The organism is Nonomuraea rosea, from assembly GCF_039539705.1.
GTDB classification, from domain to species: domain Bacteria; phylum Actinomycetota; class Actinomycetes; order Streptosporangiales; family Streptosporangiaceae; genus Nonomuraea; species Nonomuraea rosea.
In genome coordinates this window covers 1-20,658 of record NZ_BAABDQ010000011.1, presented here as the reverse complement: position 1 = coordinate 20,658, position 20,658 = coordinate 1, and the positions used below count along the sequence as shown (strand labels likewise).

Genomic DNA, 20,658 nt, shown 5'->3' with positions numbered 1-20,658 from the left:
GCGTTTTGTTCGCGTAAAAGCGAGCAAAACGCGGCTGCCGGAATCCTCGGCTCAGGCGCGCTTGGCGCGCGCGGCGGCGCGGCCGCGGGTGGAGGCGTCGAGCACGACCTTGCGGATGCGGACCGTCTCCGGGGTGATCTCCACGCACTCGTCCTCGCGGATGAACTCCAGCGCCTGCTCCAGCGACAGGTTGCGCGGCGGAATCACCTTTTCCGTCTCCTCGCTGGTGGAGGAGCGCATGTTGGTGAGCTTCTTCTCCTTGGTGATGTTCACGTCCATGTCGTCGGACCTGGAGTTCTCGCCGACGATCATGCCTTCGTAGACCTCGGTCGTCGGCGGGACGAACAGGGTGCCGCGCTCCTGCAGGTTGAGCATCGCGAAGGCGGTCACGGGACCGGACCTGTCGGCAACCAGGGAGCCGTTGTTGCGGGTGCGCAGCTCGCCGAACCAGGGCTCGTAGGAGTCGAACACGTGGTGCACCAGGCCGGTGCCGCGCGTCTCGGTCAGGAACTCGGTACGGAAGCCGATCAGGCCGCGGGCCGGGACCACGAACTCCATCCGGATCCAGCCCGTGCCGTGGTTGGTCATGTGCTCCATGCGGCCCTTGCGCACGGCCAGGAGCTGGGTGACCGCGCCCAGGTATTCCTCGGGGCAGTCGACCGTCAGGCGCTCGACGGGCTCGTGCACCTTGCCGTCGACGATCTTGGTGACCACCTGCGGCTTGCCGACGGTCAGCTCGAAGCCCTCGCGGCGCATCTGCTCGACCAGGATGGCCAGCGCCAGCTCGCCACGGCCCTGGACCTCCCAGGCGTCGGGCCGGTCGGTGGGCAGCACGCGCAGCGACACGTTGCCGACGAGCTCCTTCTCCAGCCGGTCCTTCACCATGCGGGCGGTCACCTTCGAGCCCTTGACCCTGCCCACGAGCGGCGAGGTGTTGGTGCCGATGGTCATGGAGATGGCGGGCTCGTCCACCGTGATCAGCGGCAGCGGGCGCGGGTCCTCGGGGTCGGCCAGCGTCTCGCCGATCATGATCTCGGGGATGCCCGCGATGGCGATGATGTCGCCGGGGCCGGCCTCCTCGGCCGGCTTGCGCTCAAGCGCGTCGGTCATGAGCAGCTCGGTGATCTTGACGCGCTGGATCGAGCCGTCGGTACGGCACCAGGCCACCTGCTGGCCCTTGCGCATGACGCCCTGGTGGATCCGGCACAGCGCGATGCGGCCGAGGTAGGAGGACGCGTCGAGGTTGGTGACATGCGCCTGGAGCGGCGCGTTCGGGTCGTAGACCGGCGCAGGGATGGTCGACTTGATGATGTCGAACAGCGGCTCGAGGTCCTCGGAGTCGGGCATGCCGCCGTCGGCGGGGCGCGCCAGGGAGGCCCGGCCCGCCTTGGCCGAGGCGTAGACGATCGGGAAGTCGATCTGCTCCTCGGTGGCGTCGAGGTCCATGAAGAGCTCGTAGACCTCGTCCACGACCTCCTTGATCCGGGCGTCGGGGCGGTCGACCTTGTTGATGCACAGGATGACCGGCATCTTGGCGGCGAACGCCTTGCGCAGCACGAAACGGGTCTGCGGCAGCGGCCCCTCGGAGGCGTCCACCAGCAGGACGACGCCGTCGACCATGGACAGGCCGCGCTCGACCTCGCCGCCGAAGTCGGCGTGGCCGGGGGTGTCGATGATGTTCAGGGTCATGCCACCGTGCTTGACCGCGGTGTTCTTCGCGAGAATGGTGATGCCCTTCTCGCGCTCGAGGTCGTTGGAGTCCATGACGCGGTCATCGACATCCTGGTTCGCACGGAAGGCCCCGGACTGCCAGAGCATGGCGTCGACCAGCGTGGTCTTGCCATGGTCGACGTGCGCGATGATCGCGATGTTCCGCAGGTCGTCGCGGCTGTTCAAAGGCATGATGACGTCTCGCTCTGTTGTCGTGGGGTCGGCCGCGCGAAGTCGCGACCTTATAAGTCTAGTTGATCCCCCCAGATGGCAGGAGCGGGACGAGGTGTCGGCGGGCGTAAGCGCGGGCGTCTTCGTCGTTACGGAGAGGGATCGCGCTGTCCGGGATGAGGACGAAAGACAGCGCTATCCGGATGAACATCTCGGCCACCGCCTCCGCCTCCGGGGTGTCGAGATGGGCGGCCAGCTGCTCCCTGGCGACCGCGAGATAGGGCCCCGCCTCCAGCGTGAGCTGGGGAAGGATGGTCCCGGGCTCGGTCGCGAGCAGGCGGCTCAGCAGGGGGTGGCCGCGTACGAGCCGCAGCGTGATGGCGAACCCCTCGGTCACCTGGTCGGCCGGCGTCGGCAGCGGCGCGACAGCCTGCCCGAACGTTTTCAGAAACCGGTTCAGCTCGCGCAGGATCACCGCGTGGATCAGGTCGCCCTTGCGCGCGAAACGCCGGTAGACGGTGACGCGGGCCAGCCCGGCGCGCCTGGCGACGTCGTCCATGGTCAGCCGGCGCAGGCCCTGCTCCAGCATCCCCGCGTAGGCGGCGTCGAGGATGCGATCGAGCGAGTCGTCCCGCATGGATCAAGGGTAAGGGCCGCGCCCATGGCGAGCCGCGTACGGGGACACCTACATAGGTGGTTGCACAATTGTGCGCATGGCAATCATGGCCGCGCTCCTTAGATTGGCGGCATGACCTGGACAGAGCTGGTTATGGCCGCGGCACCGATTCAGGGCGACCAGCCGGCTGTGAGCGATGTCAGGACCGGCGAGGTGTTGTCGTACTCGGCCTTCATGCGGCGGGTCACGCGGGCCGCGGCGGGGCTGCGCCGGCTGGGTCTGCGTTACGGCGATCACGTTCTCGTCAACGTCCCGCTCGGCGCGACGCTGCCCGTCGCGGTCCACTCGGTCGCCTGGGCGGGCGGGGTCTCGGTGCTCAGGTCCTACGGCGCCGCCCGCATGATGATCACCCAGCGGCACTACGACCCCGCGGCGGCGCGGGTGGAGCAGGTCTTCTCCTTCCAGCCGGTGGCCGGCGCCAAGCCGTTCGCCGAGCTGGTGGGCGAGCGCGGCCTGGAGTTCGGGCCGCTGGCGGGCCCGGCGGTCTGCCTCGACGGCGGCCGGACGTTCGACCACGACGAGCTGGCGAGCGACCTGCGCAGGCTGGCCGCGCGGCTGGTCATCGGCAAGGACGACGTCGTGATCAACGCGGTCAGCGAGTCGTTCAGGGGCCTGCGGGTGATCGACCTGGCCATGATGTCCGGCGCCCACGTCGTCGTCGCCCACGAGCCGAGCCTGGTGGGCTGCCGCGTGCTGGCCGAGGAGCGCCGGGCCACCCTGGTCGTCGCCCCATATGACCTGGCCAGACGACTGCTCGGCGACCCGATGCTGCGTGTCGTCGACGAAAGAGCGGTCGTAAGCTCGCTTGGACTGTGAAAAGTGCGACACTGTGGAAGAGTGTGATCCTTCCGCGACGCAGGGTGAACACATGCCAGAGCCCCCACGGCACAACCTTCCAGCAGAGCCCAACCGGTTCGTGGGTCGTGAGCGTGATCTCGACGATCTGCGCGGGTTGTTCGGCGAGACGCGGGTGGTGACGCTGTGCGGCGTCGGCGGCATCGGCAAGACCCGGCTGGCGCTGCGGGTGGCCGCCGGTCTGGTCCCCGCCTATCCCGACGGCGTGTGGCTGGTGGAGCTGGCCAGGTTCAGCCGGTCCGAGTTCGTCGTCCAGGAGATCGCCCGCGTGCTCGGCGTACGCGAGGAGCCCGGCCGGCCGCTGCTCGACACCGTGACCGCCAGGCTGCGCGGCCTGCGCTGCCTGCTGCTGCTCGACAACTGCGAGCACCTGGTCGACCGGTGCGCGGAGGTGTCCGCGGCGCTGATCGCCGCCTGCCCGTGGCTGAGCATCCTGGCCACCAGCAGGGAGCCGTTGCGCATCGCCAGCGAGCTGATCTGGCGGGTGCCGCCGCTCGACCTGCCCGACATGGGCACCCCTGACGCCGAGTCCGTGCAGCTCTTCATGGACCGTTCCGTGGCGGCGGGCACCAGGCTCGGCCAGGAGAGCCTGCCCGACGTGGTGCGCCTGTGCCAGGCGCTCGACGGGCTGCCGCTGGCGCTGGAGCTGGCCGCCGCGCGCACGAGCCTGCTCAGCCCCGGGCAGATCGCCGACCGCATAGACGACCGGTTCTCGCTGCTCACCACCGGCGGGCGCACCGCCCCGGCCCGGCAGCGCACGCTCCTCGCGGCCGTCGAATGGAGCTACGACCTGCTGTCGGCGAAGGAGCAGGTGCTGCTGCGCAGGCTGTCGGTGTTCGCCGGCGCCTTCGACCTCGACCTCGCCGAGCAGATCTGCGCCGAGCGGCCCATCTCGGAGCCGGAGATCGTCGACCTGCTCGGCGGCCTGGTCGACAAGTCCCTCGTGCTGTGCGACGAGAGCCGCAGGCGCTACTGGCTGCTGGAGACCATCAAGCGTTACGCGGTCGAGCGCCTCGAACACGCGGGCGAGCGGGAGGTCCTGCGCGAGCGCCACCTCAGCGTGCTCTGCGAGCTGCAGGAGCGCCACTTCACGACCGAGATGGTCACGCCGGACGTTCCGTGGCCGCAGCGGCTGGCGTCGCTGACCATGAGCCGGAGCCTGCTCGACGACCAGCGGGTCGCGCTCGACTGGGCGGCCGAGTTCGGCAACGTGCCGCTGGGCCTGCGCCTGTGCTCGACCAGCACCGGGCTGCTGCCCATCGGCGGCAACCTGACGGAGATCGTCGCCTGGATCGAGCGTCTGTTCTCGCTCGACCTGACCGGCGTGCCCGACGAGCAGGTCGCGCACGCCAAGGCGTACCTGGCCTATGGGCTGGAGGCCAGAGACGAGCTGAGCCGCTCGCTGGAGGTGGCGGGGCAGAGCCTGGCGGGGCTGTCGCCGTCGAACGTCTTCCCGCGCTGCGTCATGCACAGCCTCATGGTGGTGGTGCTGCTGCGGATGGGCAGGATCGACGAGGCGCTGCACCACGCGGAGGATGGGCTGGCGCTGGCCACGAGCTCCGGCGACACCTGGAACCAGGCGGCGGGGCTGGCCGGGCTGTCGGCGGTGGCGCTGACCCGCGGCCGGCTGCGCGAGGCGCAGCGGCACGGCGAGGAGGCGCTCGCGCGGGCGCGCGCGCACGGCCACCGCTGGATCATGGCCAGGACCGCGGCCCAGCTCGGCGCGGTGGCCGAGGCCCGGGGCGATCTGGTGACCGCCCAGACCCAGTACGAACTGGCCGTCCCCTGGTTGCGGGAGCTGGGCAGCGATCTGGAGCTGGCGCGCTGCCTGGCCAGGATCGGCAGGGTGGCGGCGATGCTGCACGAGTTCGGCACCGCCAGGGAGCGGCTGGCGGCGAGCCTCGCGCTGGGCCGGGCGACCGGTCAGCGCCAGGGCGTGGCTAGGTGCCTGGTGGGGCTGTCGGTGCTGGCGGAGTACGAAGGCGACCTGGAGGGGGCCGTGCTGGCCGCGGCGGCGGCGGCCACGCTGCGCGAGTCGATCGGCCAGCACTCCGCCACGATCAGGATCGAGGAGCTGCTCGGCCGGGCCCGCACCAAGCTGGGCGACGGCCGTACCACCTCGCTCTGGTCGCGGGGCCGGGCGATGAGCCCCGACGCGGCCGCCCGCCACGTGCTCGAAGGCGAGCGGCTGACGGCCGTCAGGGGCACCGTGGCGACCGAGCCGGTCAGACACTCGCTGCTGACCGTCCGCGAGCGGGAGATCGCGGGCCTGCTCACCCGGGGGCTGTCCAACCGGGCCATCGCGGAGGAGCTGGTGATCAGCCCGGCGACCGTCGCGCGGCACATCGCCAACATCATGGAGAAGCTCGGTTACACCTCGCGCGCGCAGATCGCGGTGTGGGCCGCCGAGCACGCCGGCGATTCTGCATAGGGATCTGCATATTCCGCCCCATGTATGCATCTGACGCCCTCCCTAGCGTGGGCTGCATGGATGAGCGCATCGTCATGGTGGACTCAGGCACCGGCCTGAAGCTCACCGAGGAGCAACTGGATGAGAGGTCCGCCGTCGCGACCGTCCAGTTGCGGCGCAGAGGAGTGCGCACGGGTGACACCGTGCTCATCTGCCTGCCCGTCGGACCCGACCTGCTGGTGGCCGCCGACGCGGTGATCGCCGCGGGCGGCGTCGCCTGGCCGGTGCCCGCGGACCTCGACGAGGGCTCGCTCAGGGACCGGATCAGGGCGAGCGGCGCGCGGGTGATGATCTCCGATCTGCCGCACGCCCTGGACGCCGCGGACGAGTCGCGCGTCCGCGTCGTGATGAGCGTCGCGGACCTGGGCGAGCTGCACCCGTATCCGGGCAGTCGCCGGGTCTGCGCGGAAAGTGATCGCGCGGAGGGCTGAAGCGGTGGACACTGGGCACCGATGAGATCCGCCGCGACCGCTTGGGCCCCTCATGACCGCGCAACTCCCGCACAACCTGCCCGCCGAGCCCAACCACTTCGTCGGACGCGCGAGAGACGTGGCCGAGCTGAGCGCGCTGGTCCACGAACAACGCGTGATCACGCTCAGCGGGGTGGGCGGCATCGGCAAGACCCGCCTGTCGCTGCGCGTCGCGGCGCAGGCCGTGCCCCGGTTCGCCGACGGCGTGTGGCTGGTGGAGCTGGCCCGCGTCGGCGACCCGGAGCTGATCGTCAACGAGCTGGCCGAGGTGCTCGGCGTCCGTGACGAGGCTCCTGGGCGGCTGCTCGACGGCCTGCGCGTACGCCTGCGCGAGGCGCGCACGCTGGTCGTGCTGGACAACTGCGAGCACCTGGTCGAGCGCTGCGCCGAGCTGGTGACCGGCCTGATCGCCGAGTGCCCCGGACTACGGTTCCTGCTGACCAGCAGGGAGCCGCTGCGGATCCCCGGCGAGCTGATCTGGCGGGTGCCGCCGCTGGAGCTGCCCGACGACCACCACCCGGACGCCGAGTCCGTGCTGCTCTTCGTCGAGCGGGCGCTGGCGGTGGGCGCGCGGGCGGTGACCGGCTCCATGGACGACGTCGTACGCCTGTGCCGCGCGCTCGACGGGCTGCCGCTGGCGCTGGAGCTGGCGGCGGCCCGTACCAGCGTGCTGAGCCCCGGCCGCATCGCCGACCGGATCGGCGACCGGTTCAGGCTGCTCACCACCGGCGACAGGACGGCCCCCGCCAGGCAGCGCACGCTCCTGGCGACCGTCGAGTGGAGCCATGACCTGCTCAGGCCCAAGGAGCGGGTGCTGCTGCGCCGCCTGTCGGTGTTCGCCGGGCTGTTCGACCTGGAGCTGGCCGAGGGGGTGTGCGCGGACGGCGGGATCGTGCGCAGGGCCGAGCTGCTCGACCTGCTCGGCGGCCTGGTGGACAAGTCGCTGGTGCTGCACCACGACGGCGCGGGCCGCTACCGCCTGCTGGAGACCATCAGGGAATATGCCGCGGAGCGGCTGGCGGAGGCCGGTGAGGCCGAGCGCCTGCGCGGCAGGCACCTGCGGGTGATCTGCGAGGAGATGGAGCACTGCTACGAGGCGGGCTCGCTGGATCGGCGCACGCCGTGGCCCGAGCGGTTCGCGCACTTCACCAAGGGGCGCGGCCTGCTCGACGACTGCCGGGTCGCGGTCGGGTGGGCGGTGGCCTCGAAGGAGCCCGTGCTCGGGCTGCGCCTGGCCCGCGCGGCGCTGGCCATCCTGGCGGTCCGCGGCGACCTGGGGGAGAGCGTCGGCTGGCACGAGCGGCTGCTGGCGCTCGACCTGTCCGCGGTGCCGCCCGAGCTGATCGCGGTGGCCAAGGGCGGCCTGGCGTACGGGCTGGAGCTCGGCGACGAGCTGGCCCGCGCCGAGGAGCTCATCGTGCAGGGCGTCGAGGAGCAGAAGAAGCACCCCTACACGCACTGGCTCGGTATCACCTACGGAGTGGCGCTGACCGTGTTCTTCCGCACAGGGCAGAGCGACAAGGCGCTGCGTTACCTGGAGGAGCTGGAGGCGGCGGCCCGCGCCCACGACGACCTGTTCAACCTGGCCACCGTGCGGATCGCGCAGCTCAACCTGGCGCTGTTCCACGGCCGGTTGCACCAGGCGCAGCGCTGCGGCTCGGAGGCCCTGGCCCTGGCCAGGGAGTCGGGGCACCACTGGACGCTGGCCAGGGCGCTGACCCATCTGGGGGCGGTGGCCGAGGCCGCGGGCGACCTGGAGGCGGCGATGTCCCACCACTCCTCCGCGCTGCCCCTGCTGCGGGACATGGACAACCGGGTGGAGCTGGCGCGCTGCCAGGCCCAGCTCGGCAGGGTGGCCGCCGGGCTGCACGACTACGCGGCCGCGCGGGTCCACGTGGCCGCCGGGCTGGCTCTGAGCAGGCAGACGGGCCAGCGCAGGGGGATCGTGCGCGCGCTCATGGCCGCGTCGGCGCTGGCGCAGGCGCAGGACGACCTCGAAGGGGCCGTGCTGGCCGCGGCGGCCGCGACGGTGCTCCGGGACGCCATCGGGCAGTTCGGGACGCCAGGGCGCATCCAGGAGCTGCTGGGGCTGGCCAGGGCTCGGCTCGGCGAGGGCCGGGTGGCGCTGCTGTGGGCGAGGGGCATGGAGCAGCCGACGGATGAGGTGGTCAGGCGGGTGCTCGACAGCGAGGCGGTGCCCGAGCGGCTGCCCGCGTCCGTGGCGCCCGCGTCACGTTACGGCGGGCTGACCGTCCGGGAACGGGAGATCGCCCGGTTGCTCACCCGCGGGCTGAGCAACCGGGCCATCGCGCTGGAGCTGGTGATCAGCTCGGCGACCGTCGCGCGGCACATCGCCAACATCATGGAGAAGCTGGGGTTCGCCTCCCGGGCGCAGATCGCGGTGTGGGCGGCCGAGCACGGGACGGATTCCGGGCGAACATAAGCTCATATCCATGCCTTTCGCGCCCAATTTCCCCGTGATGCTCAGGACCGAGGACGGGGTCCGCATCGATGCCTCCCACACCCCCACCATCAGCGCTGACCTGGGGATCGTTGTGGCGCATGGGTTCACGGGGTCGTGGCGGGAGCGGTCGGCGCGGCGCATCGTGCACGTGCTGAGCGGTTACGGGGGCGTGGTCGCGTTCGACTTCCGCGGGCATGGGCGCTCCGGCGGTGAGACGACCGTGGGCGATCTGGAGGTCCTCGACGTCGAGGCCGCGGTCAGGCACGCCCGCGTGATCGGCTACTCGAAGATCGCGGTGGTGGGGTTCTCGATGGGCGCGGCGGTGGCCGTACGGCACGCGGGCCTGCGCGGCGGCGTGGACGCGGTGGCGGCGGTGAGCGGCCCGGCCCGCTGGTACTACCGGGGCACCAAGCCGATGCGCCAGGTCCACTGGGCGATCGAGCAGCCAGTCGGCCGGTTGGCGGCACGGGTGGCCAAGCGCACGAGGATCATGCGGGGCCGCTGGGACCCGATCCCGATGCCGCCGTACGAGGCCGCCGCGCTCATCTCGCCGACCCCGCTGCTGGTCGTCCACGGCGACGCCGACACGTTCTTCCCGCTCGAACACGCGCACCAGCTCTACGCGGGCGCACGCGAGCCCAAGGAGCTCTGGATCGAGCCCGGCTACGGTCACGCGGAGTCCGCGGCGACCCCCGATCTCATCCGCAGAATCGGCAAATGGATCTCCTCGAACTTTTTGTGAGTAATACACGTCTACCTAGGGCGGAAGGAAAGAAACCACCGGGAGAAAGTCCCATGGGAAGGAATCCACCCATGCGGTGGACATAGGACATACTTCTGTGGTCGGGCGGTTGCTCTCAGTAGGGCCCGTCCGGCGGCCTGATCCAGGCCGCGGTTCGGTGCACCTAGCGTCGCGGGGGCGCGCTGGGTGCACAGCCCGCGAAGAGGAGGGCCCCGCGGCACGCGCGGGGCCCCCGATGACGAGTCAGCCGAGCCGGGCGATCGTCTTGTACTCCAGGTAGCTGCTCAGGCCCTCGGGGCCCAGCTCGCGGCCGATGCCGCTGGCCTTGTAGCCGCCGAAGGGCGCGTTGGACTCCAGCATGAAGCAGTTCACGCCGTAGGTGCCGGTGCGGACCTGGCGGGCCACGTCCATGCCGTGCTCGGTGTCGGCCGTCCACACCGTGCCGGCCAGGCCGTAGTCGCTGTCGTTGGCGATGCGTACGGCGTCGGCCTCGTCGTCGTACGGGATCACGGCCAGGACCGGCCCGAAGATCTCCTCGCGGGCGATGCGCATGTCGTTGGTGACGCCGGCGAAGACGGTGGGCGCGACGTACCAGCCGCGGTCGTAGGGCCGGTCGAGCCCGCCGGCGACGACCTTGGCGCCCTCCTCCATGCCGATCCTGATGTAGCCCTCGACGCGTTCCTGCTGCCGCCTGGCGACCAGCGGGCCGATGCCGGTGGACGGGTCGGCCGGGTCGCCGACGGGCTGGGAGTTGACCATGGTCGCGACCGCCTCGACGACCTCGTCGTAACGGCTCTGCGAGGCCAGGATGCGGGTCTGCGCCACGCACGCCTGGCCGTTGTTCATGAGCGAGGCGATCGCGAGCATGCCCATGCTGGCGGACAGGTCGGCGTCGTCGAGGATGATGGCGGCCGACTTGCCGCCCAGCTCCAGGCTGACCCGCTTGAGCTGCTCGCCGCAGATGGAGGCGATGCGGCGGCCGGCCGCGGTCGAGCCGGTGAAGGCCACCTTGTCCACGCCGGGGTGCGAGACCAGGTGCTCGCCGGTCTCGCGGCCCGCGGCCACGATGTTGAGCACGCCCGCCGGCAGGCCGGCTTCGAGCACCCACTCGGCCAGCAGGTACGCGTCCAGCGGCGTCTCGGGCGCCGGCTTCAGCACGACCGTGCAGCCGGCCACCAGCGCGGGCGCGAGCTTCGTCATCGTGACGAACTGCGGCACGTTCCACGGCACGACGGCCGCCACCACGCCCACGGGCTCCCTGCGCACGGTGATCGGGCCGAACAGCCCGGGCCGCTGCTCCTCCTGCGCGAACGACTTGCCGAGCTCCGCGTAGTACTGCAGCATGCCGAGCGGCTGAGGCGCCTGGGCCAGGTTGGAGAAGGTGATCGGCGAGCCCATCTCCTCGGTGATGAGCTGGGCCATCTCGGCCTGGCGCTCGTTGTAGATCGCGGCCAGCCGGCTGATGACCTCGGCCCGCTCGGCGAACGTCAGCCGCGGCCACGGCCCGTGGTCGAACGCCTCCCGCGCCGCCACGACCGCGCGGTCCATGTCCTCTGGCGTGCCGTCGGGCACCCGGCCGACCAGCTCCTCGGTGTGCGGAGAGACGACGTCTATCGTTCCGGTGCCCGCTGGGGCCACCCATTCGCCCCCGATGAACAGCGTGTCGTGCTGGCGCATGTCGTGAGCCTCCTGCTTGACCGAATGCTTGCTTGCTAGAGGAATGTCTCAAGCCGACCGAACCATGTTCTGTCCAGACACGCAAGAGGGGCCCGGCACGCCGGTGCCGGACCCCTCCGCGGTGCTAGCGAGGATCGCCGAGCAGATGCCGCATGGACCTCTTGACCAGGTCCGTGCGCGTGGCCTGATCGGTCACGCTCTCGGCGCCGAAGCCGAGGTACACCGTGTCCTTGGTGGTGATCCCCGCCCCCTCCTCGAAGACCTGGTCCGTGCGGAACCAGTTGTTGATCGACGGGGACGAGCCCTCGGGCGGATCGCTCACGGCCCAGCCGCCCAGGTCCGCCTCGAACGAGGTGGACTCGGTCGTGGCGCCGTCCAGGGTGACCGCGAAGTCGTCCAGGAAGACGCCCGCGCCCTGGGTGCCCCAGTCGCTGATGTAGGAGACGGACAGTTCGACCTGCTTGCCCGCGTACGGGGTCAGGTCGATCTTCCACTGCTGCCAGCCGGCCGAGTTGCCGGAGGCGGCGTGCCACGAGCCGGAGGTGCCGGTCGGCTCGCACGCGACGCCCTGGTAGCGCTGCGTGAACGGGTGGATGGTGCGCCAGCCGCCGCTGTTCTCCGTCTTGCAGCTCTCGCCGGTGTCGGTGCTGGTGTGGCCGTTGGCGTCCGGCAGTGTGGTCCAGTCGTCGCCGCCCGCCGTCCTGGCCTCGACGGTGAGGAAGTCCCAGGCGCTCTCGGTGTCGTACGACGTCCAGAACGACAGGTCGCCGCCGCTCTTCCCGGTCAGGTCGACGGTCTTGGTCAGCCGCTTCCACGAGACGTCGGCGATGCCGCTGTAGACGTCCCATGCGCCGGTGTGCGGGTCGAAGGGGCCGCCCGGACGTACCCACTTGATCTGGGCCGAGCTCGCGAACAGCGGGAACTGCTGCGCGGGCAGGATGGCGGAGGTTGCCACGAACGAGTTGGTGTGGCCCGGCTCGATCGTGGCGCCGAAGCCGTCGAACGTGCCGCCCACGCCCTGGAGGCCGAACGGCTGGCCGGTCGCCTGGTCGGTGCCCGCGTCGTCGAAGTAGACGTAGGCGCCCAGCCAGTACTGCTGGAAGTCGTTGAACACGGGGATGCACGGCGGGTCGTCGGGGACCGTGCACTCGGGCTGCGCCGGCTGGTCGGGCTGGTAGAAGTAGGCGCCGTTGTTGTTCTGCGCGAACGACGGGTACTTGCCGGCGTGCAGCAGCTTGCCGCCCTCGTTCAGGTAGTCGCGGACCGCCAGCTCGGTGTCCACGCCGCCCTTGGAGGTGGTGCCGCCCACCTGGCCGGTCGTCCTCGGGATGATGTCGTCGCCGGTCTCCCAGACCACCGCCTTGTAGTGGCTGAGCACGCCGAGCGGGTGCGGGGCCTTGCGGCCGGCCTTGTCCATGTCGTACACGTCCGAGGTGTAGCCGGCCGCGGTGAGCGCGGCGGCGTACTCGTCGGCGTACTTGGCCTCGGTCACGCCCTGCGCCGGGCTGATGCCGGTGACGTCCTCCGCGGCCAGCACCAGCACCTGGCCGCCGATGTCGGTGGCGACGGTGTAGGTGAAGGCGGCGCTCTTCTTACCGATCGAGCTGAACCAGACCTTGACCTTGTCGCCCGGCCTGGCGCCGGTGACCTTGCCGCGCAGCCGGTGGTAGTAGCGGTCGTAGCCCTTGCCGTAGCGCTCGCCGCCCTTCCACTCGCCGGTCAGGGAGGTCTTGGTACGGCCGCCGTTGACCTGGTAGTTCAGGAACACCGGGCCGAGCTTGCGCTTGGCGTTGACCTGGACGACCTGGTCCCTGCCGTAGCTGAGCTCGAACGGGTCGAGCTCGAAGTCCGGGGTCCTGTTGCCCAGGTGGCTCACCGGCTCGACCGGGTTGACCGCCGACTTGGCGACGTCGAGCGCGAACGGCAGGCCCTTCTCGAACTCGGCCTGCACCAGCGCCTCGTCATCGGGGAAGACGAAGGCGCAGCCGTCGCAGCCCTCGTTGAGCTCGGGTGTCCAGGACAGCGTGCCGTACTGGGCGTGCGCCTGGTCGTTGGTGTCGCCGTTGGTGGTGTAGAGCTCGGCGCCGAGGTCCGGGTCGAAGCCGGGGATGGCGGGGTTCGCGTCGTTCCCGGTGAGCGCCTCGTAGATCGGGTTGTCGGCCGTCTCCGTGGCGATCTGCACGCCGAGCGGGTAGAGCAGTAGCGGGCCGTAGGAGTGGTAGTTGAGCTGCATCTCGAACCTGACGCGCCGCAGCAGGCCGTCCATGGCCCTGGTCTCGGGCTCGCTGGCCGGCGCGGTGCCGCGGTAGGTCTCGCTGCTGGGGATGCTCGACGAGCCTTCCTCGTCGTAGTGGAAGTTCGTGGGGAAGTTCCTGTTCGGGTCGACGCCGTCGATGCCCGTGATCTGGCCGTCGCCGTCGTGGTCGCGCAGGTTCTTGCGCCACAGGCGGTTGCCCTCGGTGAAGGTGAAGTCGTACCCGTCGGGGTTGGCCACCGGGACGAACCACAGCTCGGTCTTGTTGAGCAGGTCCCTGAGCGCGCTCTTGTTCGCGACCACGTACTTCAGCAGGCGCAGGTCGACCTGGGTGGAGATCCACTCGCGGGCGTGCTGGGTGGCCGAGTAGAGGGTGGCGGGCTTGATGCCGTCGGGCAGCAGCCTGGCGCCGGTGGTGACCTTGGCGGCCAGGATGTCCTGGCCGCGCAGCGACTTGCCGATCGACTGGAGCTTGACGATGTCCCTGTTGGCGCTCGCGATGGCCTTGAGCTGGTCGGCGATGCCGCCGGGCTCCGAGTAGGACTTGTAGACGGTGTAGCCGCCCGCGGCCTGCGCCCTGGCGGCCTCCAGCTGGGTCTGGCCCTGCGGGTTGCGTACGGGCTGCGGCTGGTAGCCGAGCTTCTTCAGCGCGTCGAGGTCGGTCTGGGCGGCGGTCAGCTCGACGTGCTCCTGGCTTCCCGTGTTCTCCTGCTGGACGACGTCGAAGCCCTTCTCCCTGAGCGTCTGGCCGGTGCCGGGCGGGCTGTCGAGCTCGTACAGTTCGATGCGGTCGCGCGCGGGCAACGGGTCCACGGAGGCCTGCGCGGGAAGAGCCACGATTGAGGTGCCTAAGCCGATGATCACGGCGGCGGCGATTGTCAAGGTTCGAGACACGGTCTGCCCCTTCGCAGAGACGAGTTCGATCGCCATCTCAGACCGTTGGAGCGATCTATACAAGACCCAACTTTTTAGGTTCTCCTTAATTCGGACAAATGCCTAAAAATATCACCAAGGGTGCGCCAGTTCCGCCGTTCGGATGACAGGAATCAAGATCATCTTCTATAGTTTCGGTCCGTCTATGAGGGGAGGGACGGGCGTGAGAATCTGGCGGGTGGCCGTTCTTGTCGCCGTTCTCGCCGGGCTGCTCGGACTCCCCGCGCCGCAGCCCGCCGCGGCCGATCCCAGCCCCGCTGAGCTGCGCAAGCTCACCAAGCAGGCGACCAAGCTCAACGAGCTCTACCGCGGCCAGATCCAGAGCCTGGAGGAGATCAGGATCCAGGCCAAGAAGGCCACGGACACCTCCGGCGGCCTCCAGGCGCAGCTCAAGGCCGCCCAGGCCGATTTGGCGCGGATCGCCCAGACCTCCTACATCGTGGGCCCGTTGGACAACGTCTCGCTCATCACGCCCAACGACGACCCGTACAAACTGCTGGGGCAGGTGTCCAACATGGCCTACATGGCCGCCGAGCGCACCCAGCGCGTCCAGAACATCCAGAAGCTGATTGAGAAGTCGAAGAACGCGAAGGTCGACGCCAACGACAAGATCGAGAAGCTGCGCAAGGAGATCAAGGCCATGCAGGCCAAGCGGCGCGACGTCGAGCGCCTGCTGGCCAAGTACGGTTTCCAGCAGCCCGGCGGGGCCGACGGCCTGACGCAGCGCATGATCACGGTCCGCGCGGAGATCATGCAGAACTTCCCCATGAAGTACGGCGTCGGCTGCCTGCGCCAAGGCGACCCCGGCGAGCACGGCAAGGGCCGGGCCTGCGACTTCATGATGTCCAGCGGCGGCAGGATGGCCTCAGGGGCCGACGCCGACCGCGGTGACGCCCTGGCCGAATGGCTCATCCAGAACGGCTCCAGGCTGGGCGTGATGTACATCATCTGGAAGCAGCGCTACTACGACATCCGCTCAGGCGGCGGCTGGGACCCGATGTCGGACCGCGGCGGCGTGACGGCCAACCACTACGACCACGTTCACGTGTCGGTGTTCTGATCGGCTAGAAAGCTCCTGAGCCACGCGTAGGACGCCTTCGGGGTGCGGCGCTGGGTCGCGAAGTCCACGTGTACGAGGCCGAAGCGCTGGTGGTAGCCCTCGGCCCACTCGAAGTTGTCCAGCAGCGACCAGACGAAGTAGCCGCGTACGTCCACGCCCTCGTCCATGGCCTGGCGCAGCGCCCCGATGTGGCCCTCCAGGTAGGCGATCCGGCCCGCGTCCTCGACCGTGCCGCGCTCGGTGAGGACGTCCTCCTGCGAGCAGCCGTTCTCGGTGATGTGGATCGGGGGCAGCGCGTCGCCGTAGCGGGCCTTGAGCCCGGTCAGCAGCTCGCGCAGGCCGTCGGGGACGACCGGCCAGCCGAAGGCGGTGACCGGATGGCCGGTGATGCCCGCGTCGCTGAAGGGCAGCCCGTCGTCGGCCGGGGCGGCGATGCGGGTGGGGTTGTAGTAGTTGATGCCCAGCGCGTCGAGGGGTGCGGAGATGATCTCCAGGTCGCCGTCGTGGACGAAGCCGAGGTCGCCGGTGTACGCCGACAGGTCCGGATATTTGCCGATAAGCACGGGATCGTTGAACAGGCGGTTGTGCAGGACGTCGTACGCGTCGGCGGCCCGCACGTCGGGCTCCTCCGCCGAGGCCGGCCAGACGGGCGTGCAGTTGTTGGTGAGCGCCACCTGGCGCGCGCCCGACGCCCGGAGCGCCCCCACGGCCAGGCCGTGGGCGAGGAGCTGGTGATGCGCGACCGGCAGCGCGCCCGTCAGGAGTGCCTGGCCGGGGGCATGCATGCCCAGGGCGTGGCCGAAGGCCATGTGGACGAACGGCTCGTTCAGGGTGATCCACAGCGGGACGCGGTCGGCCAGGCGCTCGGCGACGACGCGGGCGTACTCGGCGAAGATCGGGGCGATCTCGCGGTTCATCCAGCCGCCACGGTCCTGCAGCGCCTGGGGCAGGTCCCAGTGGAACAGCGTGGGCACCGGCTGGATCCCCGCCGCCAGCAGGGCGTCCACGAGCCGGTCGTAGAAGTCGAGCCCGCGCGCGTTCACCGCGCCGTCGCCGAGCGGCTGGACGCGCGGCCAGGAGATCGAGAAGCGGTAGGCGTTCAGCCCGAGGCCGGACATGAGCGCGACGTCCTCGCGCCAGCGGTGGTAGTGGTCGCACGCCACGTCCCCGGTGTGCCCGTCCCTGGTGCGGCCGGGCTCGCGGGCGAAGGTGTCCCAGATGGAGAGGCCCCTGCCGTCCTCCTCGGCGGCGCCCTCGATCTGGTAGGCGGCCGTGGCCGTACCCCATAGGAACATCCATGGCTCCTCACTACGACGCGAGTTCGGCTCATGTTATCTGACGTCTAAGTGGGCAGCTTTTCCTGCTGGTGATACGCCAGGATGGGGACATGACGAGTACCTTGCGCCGCCGTCCCGCCCAGCGCCGGAGCGTGGAGCGGGTGGAGCGGATGCTCGACGAGTGTGCGCACCTGCTCGACGAGGTCGGCTACGAATCACTGACCACCAAGGAGGTCGCGCGCCGGGCCGAGGTGCCGATCGGCACGTTCTACCAGTTCTTCCACGACAAGCAGGGCCTGGTGCGGGCACTGGCGCGGCGCAACCTGGAGGCGTTCCTGCACCGCGTCACCGAGCGCATCGCGGAGGCCGACCTCGGGCACTGGACGGATCTGGTGGATCTCGCCATCGACGAGTTCGTCGGCATGAAGCGCAGCACGCCCGGGTTCGCCGTGGTGGACTTCGGCGAGGTGCTCGCCACGCCGGGCGGGACTCCCGTCGAGGGCACCAAGCGGGCGCTCGACGGGAAGCAGGACAACAACGCCGTGGTGGCGGAGCGGCTGCGCAGCCTCACGCGCGACCTTCTGGACGCGCCCGCGGGCCCCGGGCTCGACCGCGCGCTGCTGGTCGCGGTCGAGGCCACGGACGCGGTGCTCAAGCTGGCCTTCAAGATCGATCCGTGCGGCGATCCCCTCCTGGTCGCGGAGTGCAAGCAACTGGTCCGCCGCTATCTGGCCGACCACCTGCCGTGACCGGCCGCCGCCGCCACCTGCCCGGCCATCCGGTGAGGGCCGGTGAGGGCCGGTGGAGGTCGGCGGGTCAGGCGGGGGAGTCCAGCCGGGTGCGCAGCTCGGCGTCCAGCTTGAGGTCAGCGGCCCCGATGGCCTCCTCCAGCTGGGCCATCGTGGAGACGCCCACGATCGGCAGGACGCCGTCGGCCATCAGCCAGGCCAGCACGACCTGGTTCGGGGTGGCGCCCAGCTCGCTCGCGACCTCGCGCAGGACGGCGAGGCGGCGGGCGGTGCCCGGGTGGTCGTAGCTGGCCGGGATCGGCCGGTCCTCCCGCGTGTACGCCCCGAACATCAGCGTGTTGTACGCCCACAGCGTCACGTCCGGCTCGGCGGCCAGGTAGTCGAGGGTCTCGTCGGAGACCAGCGTGTGCCCCGCCTCCGCGAGCCTGGTGAGCGGGCGCGGCCGCAGATACGTGTGACGCAGCTGCAGGTGGGTGTAGGGCAGCCAGCCGCGCACCGCGGAGATGTTCCTGGCCCGCTCCAGCCGCCAGGCCGCGATGTTGCTCGCGCCCACGCTGCGGACCTTGCCCTGCGTGGCCAGCCCGTCGAGCGCGCCCAAGGTCTCTTCGAGCGGGACGGAACGGTCTTCGATGTGCGACCAATACACATCGATGTAGTCCGTCCGCAATCTCCGCAGGCTGCCCTCCGCGGCCTTGGCCACGGCCGCCGCGGACAGGCCCTCCGCGGAGTCCAGGGTGAGGTCGCCGGGGACGCTGGGGCGCGCGCCGCCCTTCGTGCTGATCACGATCTCGTCCCGGTTGCCGCGGGCGGCCAGCCAGTCCCCGATGGCCAGCTCGCTCTCGTCTCCCGAGCGGCCCTCGACCCAGAACGGGTAGTTGTTGGCCGTGTCGAGCTTCGTGCCGCCGGCCTCGACGAACCGGTCGAGGATGGCGAAGGTGTCGTCCAGGCTCACGCTGGTCCCGAAGGGGATCGTGCCGAGTGCGATGTTCATGGGCACGACTCTGCGAGCTGGAGTCCACTCCATGTCAAGCCGCTTGACCTGGAGTGGGCTCCAGGTGGGATATTGATACGCGTGAGCGTGTACACCCCCGCGGAAGTGGTCGAGGAGACCGGCTTCAGCCTCGACACCCTGCGCTACTACGAGAAGATCGGCCTGCTGGAGCGCATCGACCGGAACTCGGCCGGCCAGCGCAGGTTCAGCCAGGAGGACGTGGGCTGGCTGGGCATGGTCCGCTGCCTGCGCGACACGGGGATGCCCATCGCCAAGATGCTGCGCTTCGCCGAGCTCGTACGCGCCGGCGACCACACGATCCCCGACCGCATCAAGCTCCTGGAGGAGCACGACCGGCAGGTCCAGGGCCAGATCGCGAACCTCGCCGAGCGGCAGAGCTACATCCACAACAAGATTTCCTACTACCGAAGCTTCCTGTAGCGCCGCCTTTGCGGTCCGGCTGTTAGACCAAGATCCATGGCCGGACCGAGAGCGAGGCGGATCAATCTGCCGATGCGCCGAGTCGCCCAGCTCTGCGCGGTGATGCTGTTCACGCTGCTCGTCCACGTCACACTCATCCAGGCCTTCGGCTCGCACGCGCTCAACGCCGACCGCAGGAACGAGCGCCCGCTCATCGCCAAGTTCGACCATCCGCGCGGCGACATCCTCACCTACGACGGCACCGTCATCGCCACCAGCCGCCCGGCCGGCTCGGGCCCGTACGGCTACCGGCGTCTCTACAGGAACGGCGAGCTCTACGCGCCCGTCACCGGCTACCTCTCGCTGCGCCGCGCCACCGGCATCGAACAGGCGCAGGACGCGGTCCTGTCCGGGGACGACCCCAAGGTCAGGGTGCGTTCGCTGGTCAGGGACGGGCGCGTCGAGGGAGCCGGCGTCCGGCTGACGATCAGCGACCGGGTGCAGTGGGCGGCGTACCAGAGCCTCAAGGAGACGGGGATCCCCGGGGCGGCGGTGGCCATCAACCCGGCGACCGGGGCGATCCTGGGGCTGGCCAGCTATCCGTCGTTCGACCCGAACTCCTTCACCGGCTTCGAGCCCGCCGAGATCGCCGAGACCACCAGGCGGCTCCGGCAGACGCCCGCGCAGCCCCTGCTGAACCGGGCGCTGAACCAGCTCTATCCGCCCGGGTCCACGTTCAAGCTGGTCACCACGGCGGCGGCGCTGGCCTCCGGCGAGTACACGCCCACCGCGCTGGTGGACGCCCCTTCCCGGCTGCAACTGCCCGGCACCCCCACCTACCTCCAGAACGCCGGCAACACGGCCTGCGGCGACGCCCGCCCGACCCTGACGTACGCATTCCAGGCCTCCTGCAACACCGCCTTCGCCAACATCGGGCTCCAGCTCGGGCAGGACCTGCTCAGGGACCAGGCGGAGGCGTTCGGCTTCAACGCCCCCAACCTGACGGTCCCGCTGGCGACGGCCACCAGCAGGTATCCGCTGGCCATGGACCGGCCCCAGACGGCGCTGGCGGCCATCGGGCACCACGACAACCGGGCCACGCCGCTGATGATCGCCATGTTGTCGGCGGCCGTGGCCAACGAAGGGGTGCTGATGCGGCCGTACCTGGTGGAGGAGGTACGCCTGCCGGACGGATCCCTCATCAACCGCGCCAATCCCGCGCCCTACCGGACCGCTCTGCCCGCCACGCTGGCCGGCCACCTGGCGGGGATGATGACGACGGTGACGCGCGCGGGCGGCATGGGGACGGGGGCGGCCATTCCCGGGGTGGAGGTGGCCGCCAAGACCGCCATCCTGGAGACGCTGCCGGGCACCGAGGACAATGCGCTCGTCACCGCCTTCGCGCCCGCTGAGGCGCCCGAGGTGGCCGTGGGGGTCGTCCTGGAGCGTCCAGGCGCGCGGGCCGACGCCGTGGCGCCCATCGCCCGCGCCATCATCGAGGCCGCACTCGCCTAGGACCCGCGCATAAGACCCACGCCCGCAGAGGCCCCGCCCGCAGAGGCCCGCGCTCGCCTGGGCCCGGCGCACAGGCCCTCAGCGGTAGGCGGTGGCCTGGAGGGTGTAGAGGTCGGCGTAGAGGCCGTCGAGGGTCATGAGGGTGGCGTGGTCGCCTTGTTCGGTGATCTTGCCGTGGTCGAGGACGTAGATGCGGTCGGCGTAGCGGACGCTGGCCAGGCGGT

At 70.4% G+C, this 20,658-nt stretch carries 15 protein-coding genes; 9 read left to right on the top strand and 6 right to left on the bottom strand.

Annotation, left to right across the window (positions count from 1 at the left end; genetic code table 11):
* Nucleotides 1-51: 51 nt before the first annotated feature.
* Together typA and ABEA43_RS25150 are read right to left on the bottom strand one after the other, a co-directional pair.
* The gene (typA, locus tag ABEA43_RS25155) at nucleotides 52-1,902 is read right to left on the bottom strand and encodes a translational GTPase TypA (RefSeq protein WP_345565421.1); all 1,851 of its coding nucleotides are present in this window, start codon (nucleotides 1,900-1,902) and stop codon (nucleotides 52-54) included.
* A 58-nt stretch (nucleotides 1,903-1,960) separates the two neighbouring features.
* Nucleotides 1,961-2,518, bottom strand: a complete 558-nt coding sequence (locus ABEA43_RS25150) for a TetR/AcrR family transcriptional regulator (protein ID WP_345565420.1) — start codon at nucleotides 2,516-2,518, stop codon at nucleotides 1,961-1,963.
* Nucleotides 2,519-2,629: 111 nt separating this feature from the next.
* Here ABEA43_RS25150 and ABEA43_RS25145 point away from each other — a divergent pair, with 111 nt between their 5' ends.
* Genes ABEA43_RS25145 through ABEA43_RS25125 form a run of 5 tightly spaced genes read left to right on the top strand, consistent with a single transcriptional unit; the run spans nucleotide 2,630 to nucleotide 9,558 of the window.
* Nucleotides 2,630-3,373 carry an AMP-binding protein gene (locus ABEA43_RS25145; RefSeq protein ID WP_345565419.1) on the top strand — a complete coding sequence of 248 codons (744 nt, stop codon included), beginning with the start codon at nucleotides 2,630-2,632 and terminating at the stop codon, nucleotides 3,371-3,373.
* A 52-nt stretch (nucleotides 3,374-3,425) separates the two neighbouring features.
* Nucleotides 3,426-5,843 (top strand): LuxR C-terminal-related transcriptional regulator, encoded by a 2,418-nt coding sequence (locus ABEA43_RS25140; RefSeq protein WP_345565417.1) that lies wholly within the window; start codon nucleotides 3,426-3,428, stop codon nucleotides 5,841-5,843.
* A 56-nt stretch (nucleotides 5,844-5,899) separates the two neighbouring features.
* A complete protein-coding gene (locus ABEA43_RS25135; RefSeq protein ID WP_345565416.1) occupies nucleotides 5,900-6,313 on the top strand; it encodes an AMP-binding protein in 414 nt (137 codons plus the stop codon).
* Nucleotides 6,314-6,365: 52 nt separating this feature from the next.
* Nucleotides 6,366-8,795, top strand: coding sequence for a LuxR C-terminal-related transcriptional regulator (locus ABEA43_RS25130; protein WP_345565414.1), 2,430 nt, complete (start codon nucleotides 6,366-6,368; stop codon nucleotides 8,793-8,795).
* A gap of 10 nt (nucleotides 8,796-8,805) precedes the next feature.
* A complete protein-coding gene (locus ABEA43_RS25125; RefSeq protein ID WP_345565412.1) occupies nucleotides 8,806-9,558 on the top strand; it encodes an alpha/beta hydrolase in 753 nt (250 codons plus the stop codon).
* Nucleotides 9,559-9,801: 243 nt separating this feature from the next.
* On the opposite strand, the gene ABEA43_RS25120 is transcribed toward ABEA43_RS25125, so the two are convergent.
* Entirely contained in the window at nucleotides 9,802-11,235 is a 1,434-nt protein-coding gene (locus tag ABEA43_RS25120) for an aldehyde dehydrogenase (RefSeq protein ID WP_345565410.1), read from the bottom strand.
* Nucleotides 11,236-11,359: 124 nt separating this feature from the next.
* Nucleotides 11,360-14,326: a M14 family metallopeptidase gene (locus tag ABEA43_RS25115; RefSeq protein ID WP_345565408.1), complete on the bottom strand. Its 2,967-nt coding sequence runs from the start codon at nucleotides 14,324-14,326 to the stop codon at nucleotides 11,360-11,362.
* A 274-nt stretch (nucleotides 14,327-14,600) separates the two neighbouring features.
* Between ABEA43_RS25115 and ABEA43_RS25110 the strand changes: the two genes are divergently transcribed.
* Complete coding sequence (locus tag ABEA43_RS25110) at nucleotides 14,601-15,482, top strand: coiled-coil domain-containing protein (RefSeq protein WP_345565407.1); 882 nt, start codon at nucleotides 14,601-14,603, stop codon at nucleotides 15,480-15,482.
* Here ABEA43_RS25110 and ABEA43_RS25105 read toward each other — a convergent pair.
* The gene (locus tag ABEA43_RS25105) at nucleotides 15,464-16,777 is read right to left on the bottom strand and encodes a GH1 family beta-glucosidase (protein ID WP_345565405.1); all 1,314 of its coding nucleotides are present in this window, start codon (nucleotides 16,775-16,777) and stop codon (nucleotides 15,464-15,466) included. The genes ABEA43_RS25110 and ABEA43_RS25105 overlap by 19 nt on opposite strands.
* A 92-nt stretch (nucleotides 16,778-16,869) precedes the next feature.
* Here ABEA43_RS25105 and ABEA43_RS25100 point away from each other — a divergent pair, with 92 nt between their 5' ends.
* Entirely contained in the window at nucleotides 16,870-17,508 is a 639-nt protein-coding gene (locus ABEA43_RS25100) for a TetR/AcrR family transcriptional regulator (protein WP_345565404.1), read from the top strand.
* Nucleotides 17,509-17,575: 67 nt separating this feature from the next.
* Here the strand turns inward: ABEA43_RS25100 and ABEA43_RS25095 are convergent, their stop codons facing one another.
* A complete protein-coding gene (locus tag ABEA43_RS25095) occupies nucleotides 17,576-18,499 on the bottom strand; it encodes an aldo/keto reductase (RefSeq protein ID WP_345565403.1) in 924 nt (307 codons plus the stop codon).
* A gap of 81 nt (nucleotides 18,500-18,580) precedes the next feature.
* Here ABEA43_RS25095 and ABEA43_RS25090 point away from each other — a divergent pair, with 81 nt between their 5' ends.
* Nucleotides 18,581-18,940 carry a MerR family transcriptional regulator gene (locus ABEA43_RS25090; protein WP_345565401.1) on the top strand — a complete coding sequence of 120 codons (360 nt, stop codon included), beginning with the start codon at nucleotides 18,581-18,583 and terminating at the stop codon, nucleotides 18,938-18,940.
* A 72-nt stretch (nucleotides 18,941-19,012) separates the two neighbouring features.
* Nucleotides 19,013-20,434: a peptidoglycan D,D-transpeptidase FtsI family protein gene (locus ABEA43_RS25085; protein ID WP_345565399.1), complete on the top strand. Its 1,422-nt coding sequence runs from the start codon at nucleotides 19,013-19,015 to the stop codon at nucleotides 20,432-20,434.
* The last annotated feature ends 224 nt before the right edge of the window (nucleotides 20,435-20,658 follow it).

Coding starts and splice junctions, on each gene's coding strand:
- ABEA43_RS25095 (WP_345565403.1), bottom strand. CDS start 18,499: ATGAACATCGCACTCGGCACGATCCCCTTCGGGACCAGCGTGAGCCTG.
- ABEA43_RS25145 (WP_345565419.1), top strand. CDS start 2,630: ATGACCTGGACAGAGCTGGTTATGGCCGCGGCACCGATTCAGGGCGAC.
- ABEA43_RS25150 (WP_345565420.1), bottom strand. CDS start 2,518: ATGCGGGACGACTCGCTCGATCGCATCCTCGACGCCGCCTACGCGGGG.
- ABEA43_RS25100 (WP_345565404.1), top strand. CDS start 16,870: ATGACGAGTACCTTGCGCCGCCGTCCCGCCCAGCGCCGGAGCGTGGAG.
- ABEA43_RS25105 (WP_345565405.1), bottom strand. CDS start 16,777: ATGTTCCTATGGGGTACGGCCACGGCCGCCTACCAGATCGAGGGCGCC.
- ABEA43_RS25120 (WP_345565410.1), bottom strand. CDS start 11,235: ATGCGCCAGCACGACACGCTGTTCATCGGGGGCGAATGGGTGGCCCCA.
- ABEA43_RS25140 (WP_345565417.1), top strand. CDS start 3,426: ATGCCAGAGCCCCCACGGCACAACCTTCCAGCAGAGCCCAACCGGTTC.
- typA (WP_345565421.1), bottom strand. CDS start 1,902: ATGCCTTTGAACAGCCGCGACGACCTGCGGAACATCGCGATCATCGCG.
- ABEA43_RS25085 (WP_345565399.1), top strand. CDS start 19,013: ATGCGCCGAGTCGCCCAGCTCTGCGCGGTGATGCTGTTCACGCTGCTC.
- ABEA43_RS25130 (WP_345565414.1), top strand. CDS start 6,366: ATGACCGCGCAACTCCCGCACAACCTGCCCGCCGAGCCCAACCACTTC.
- ABEA43_RS25135 (WP_345565416.1), top strand. CDS start 5,900: ATGGATGAGCGCATCGTCATGGTGGACTCAGGCACCGGCCTGAAGCTC.
- ABEA43_RS25125 (WP_345565412.1), top strand. CDS start 8,806: ATGCCTTTCGCGCCCAATTTCCCCGTGATGCTCAGGACCGAGGACGGG.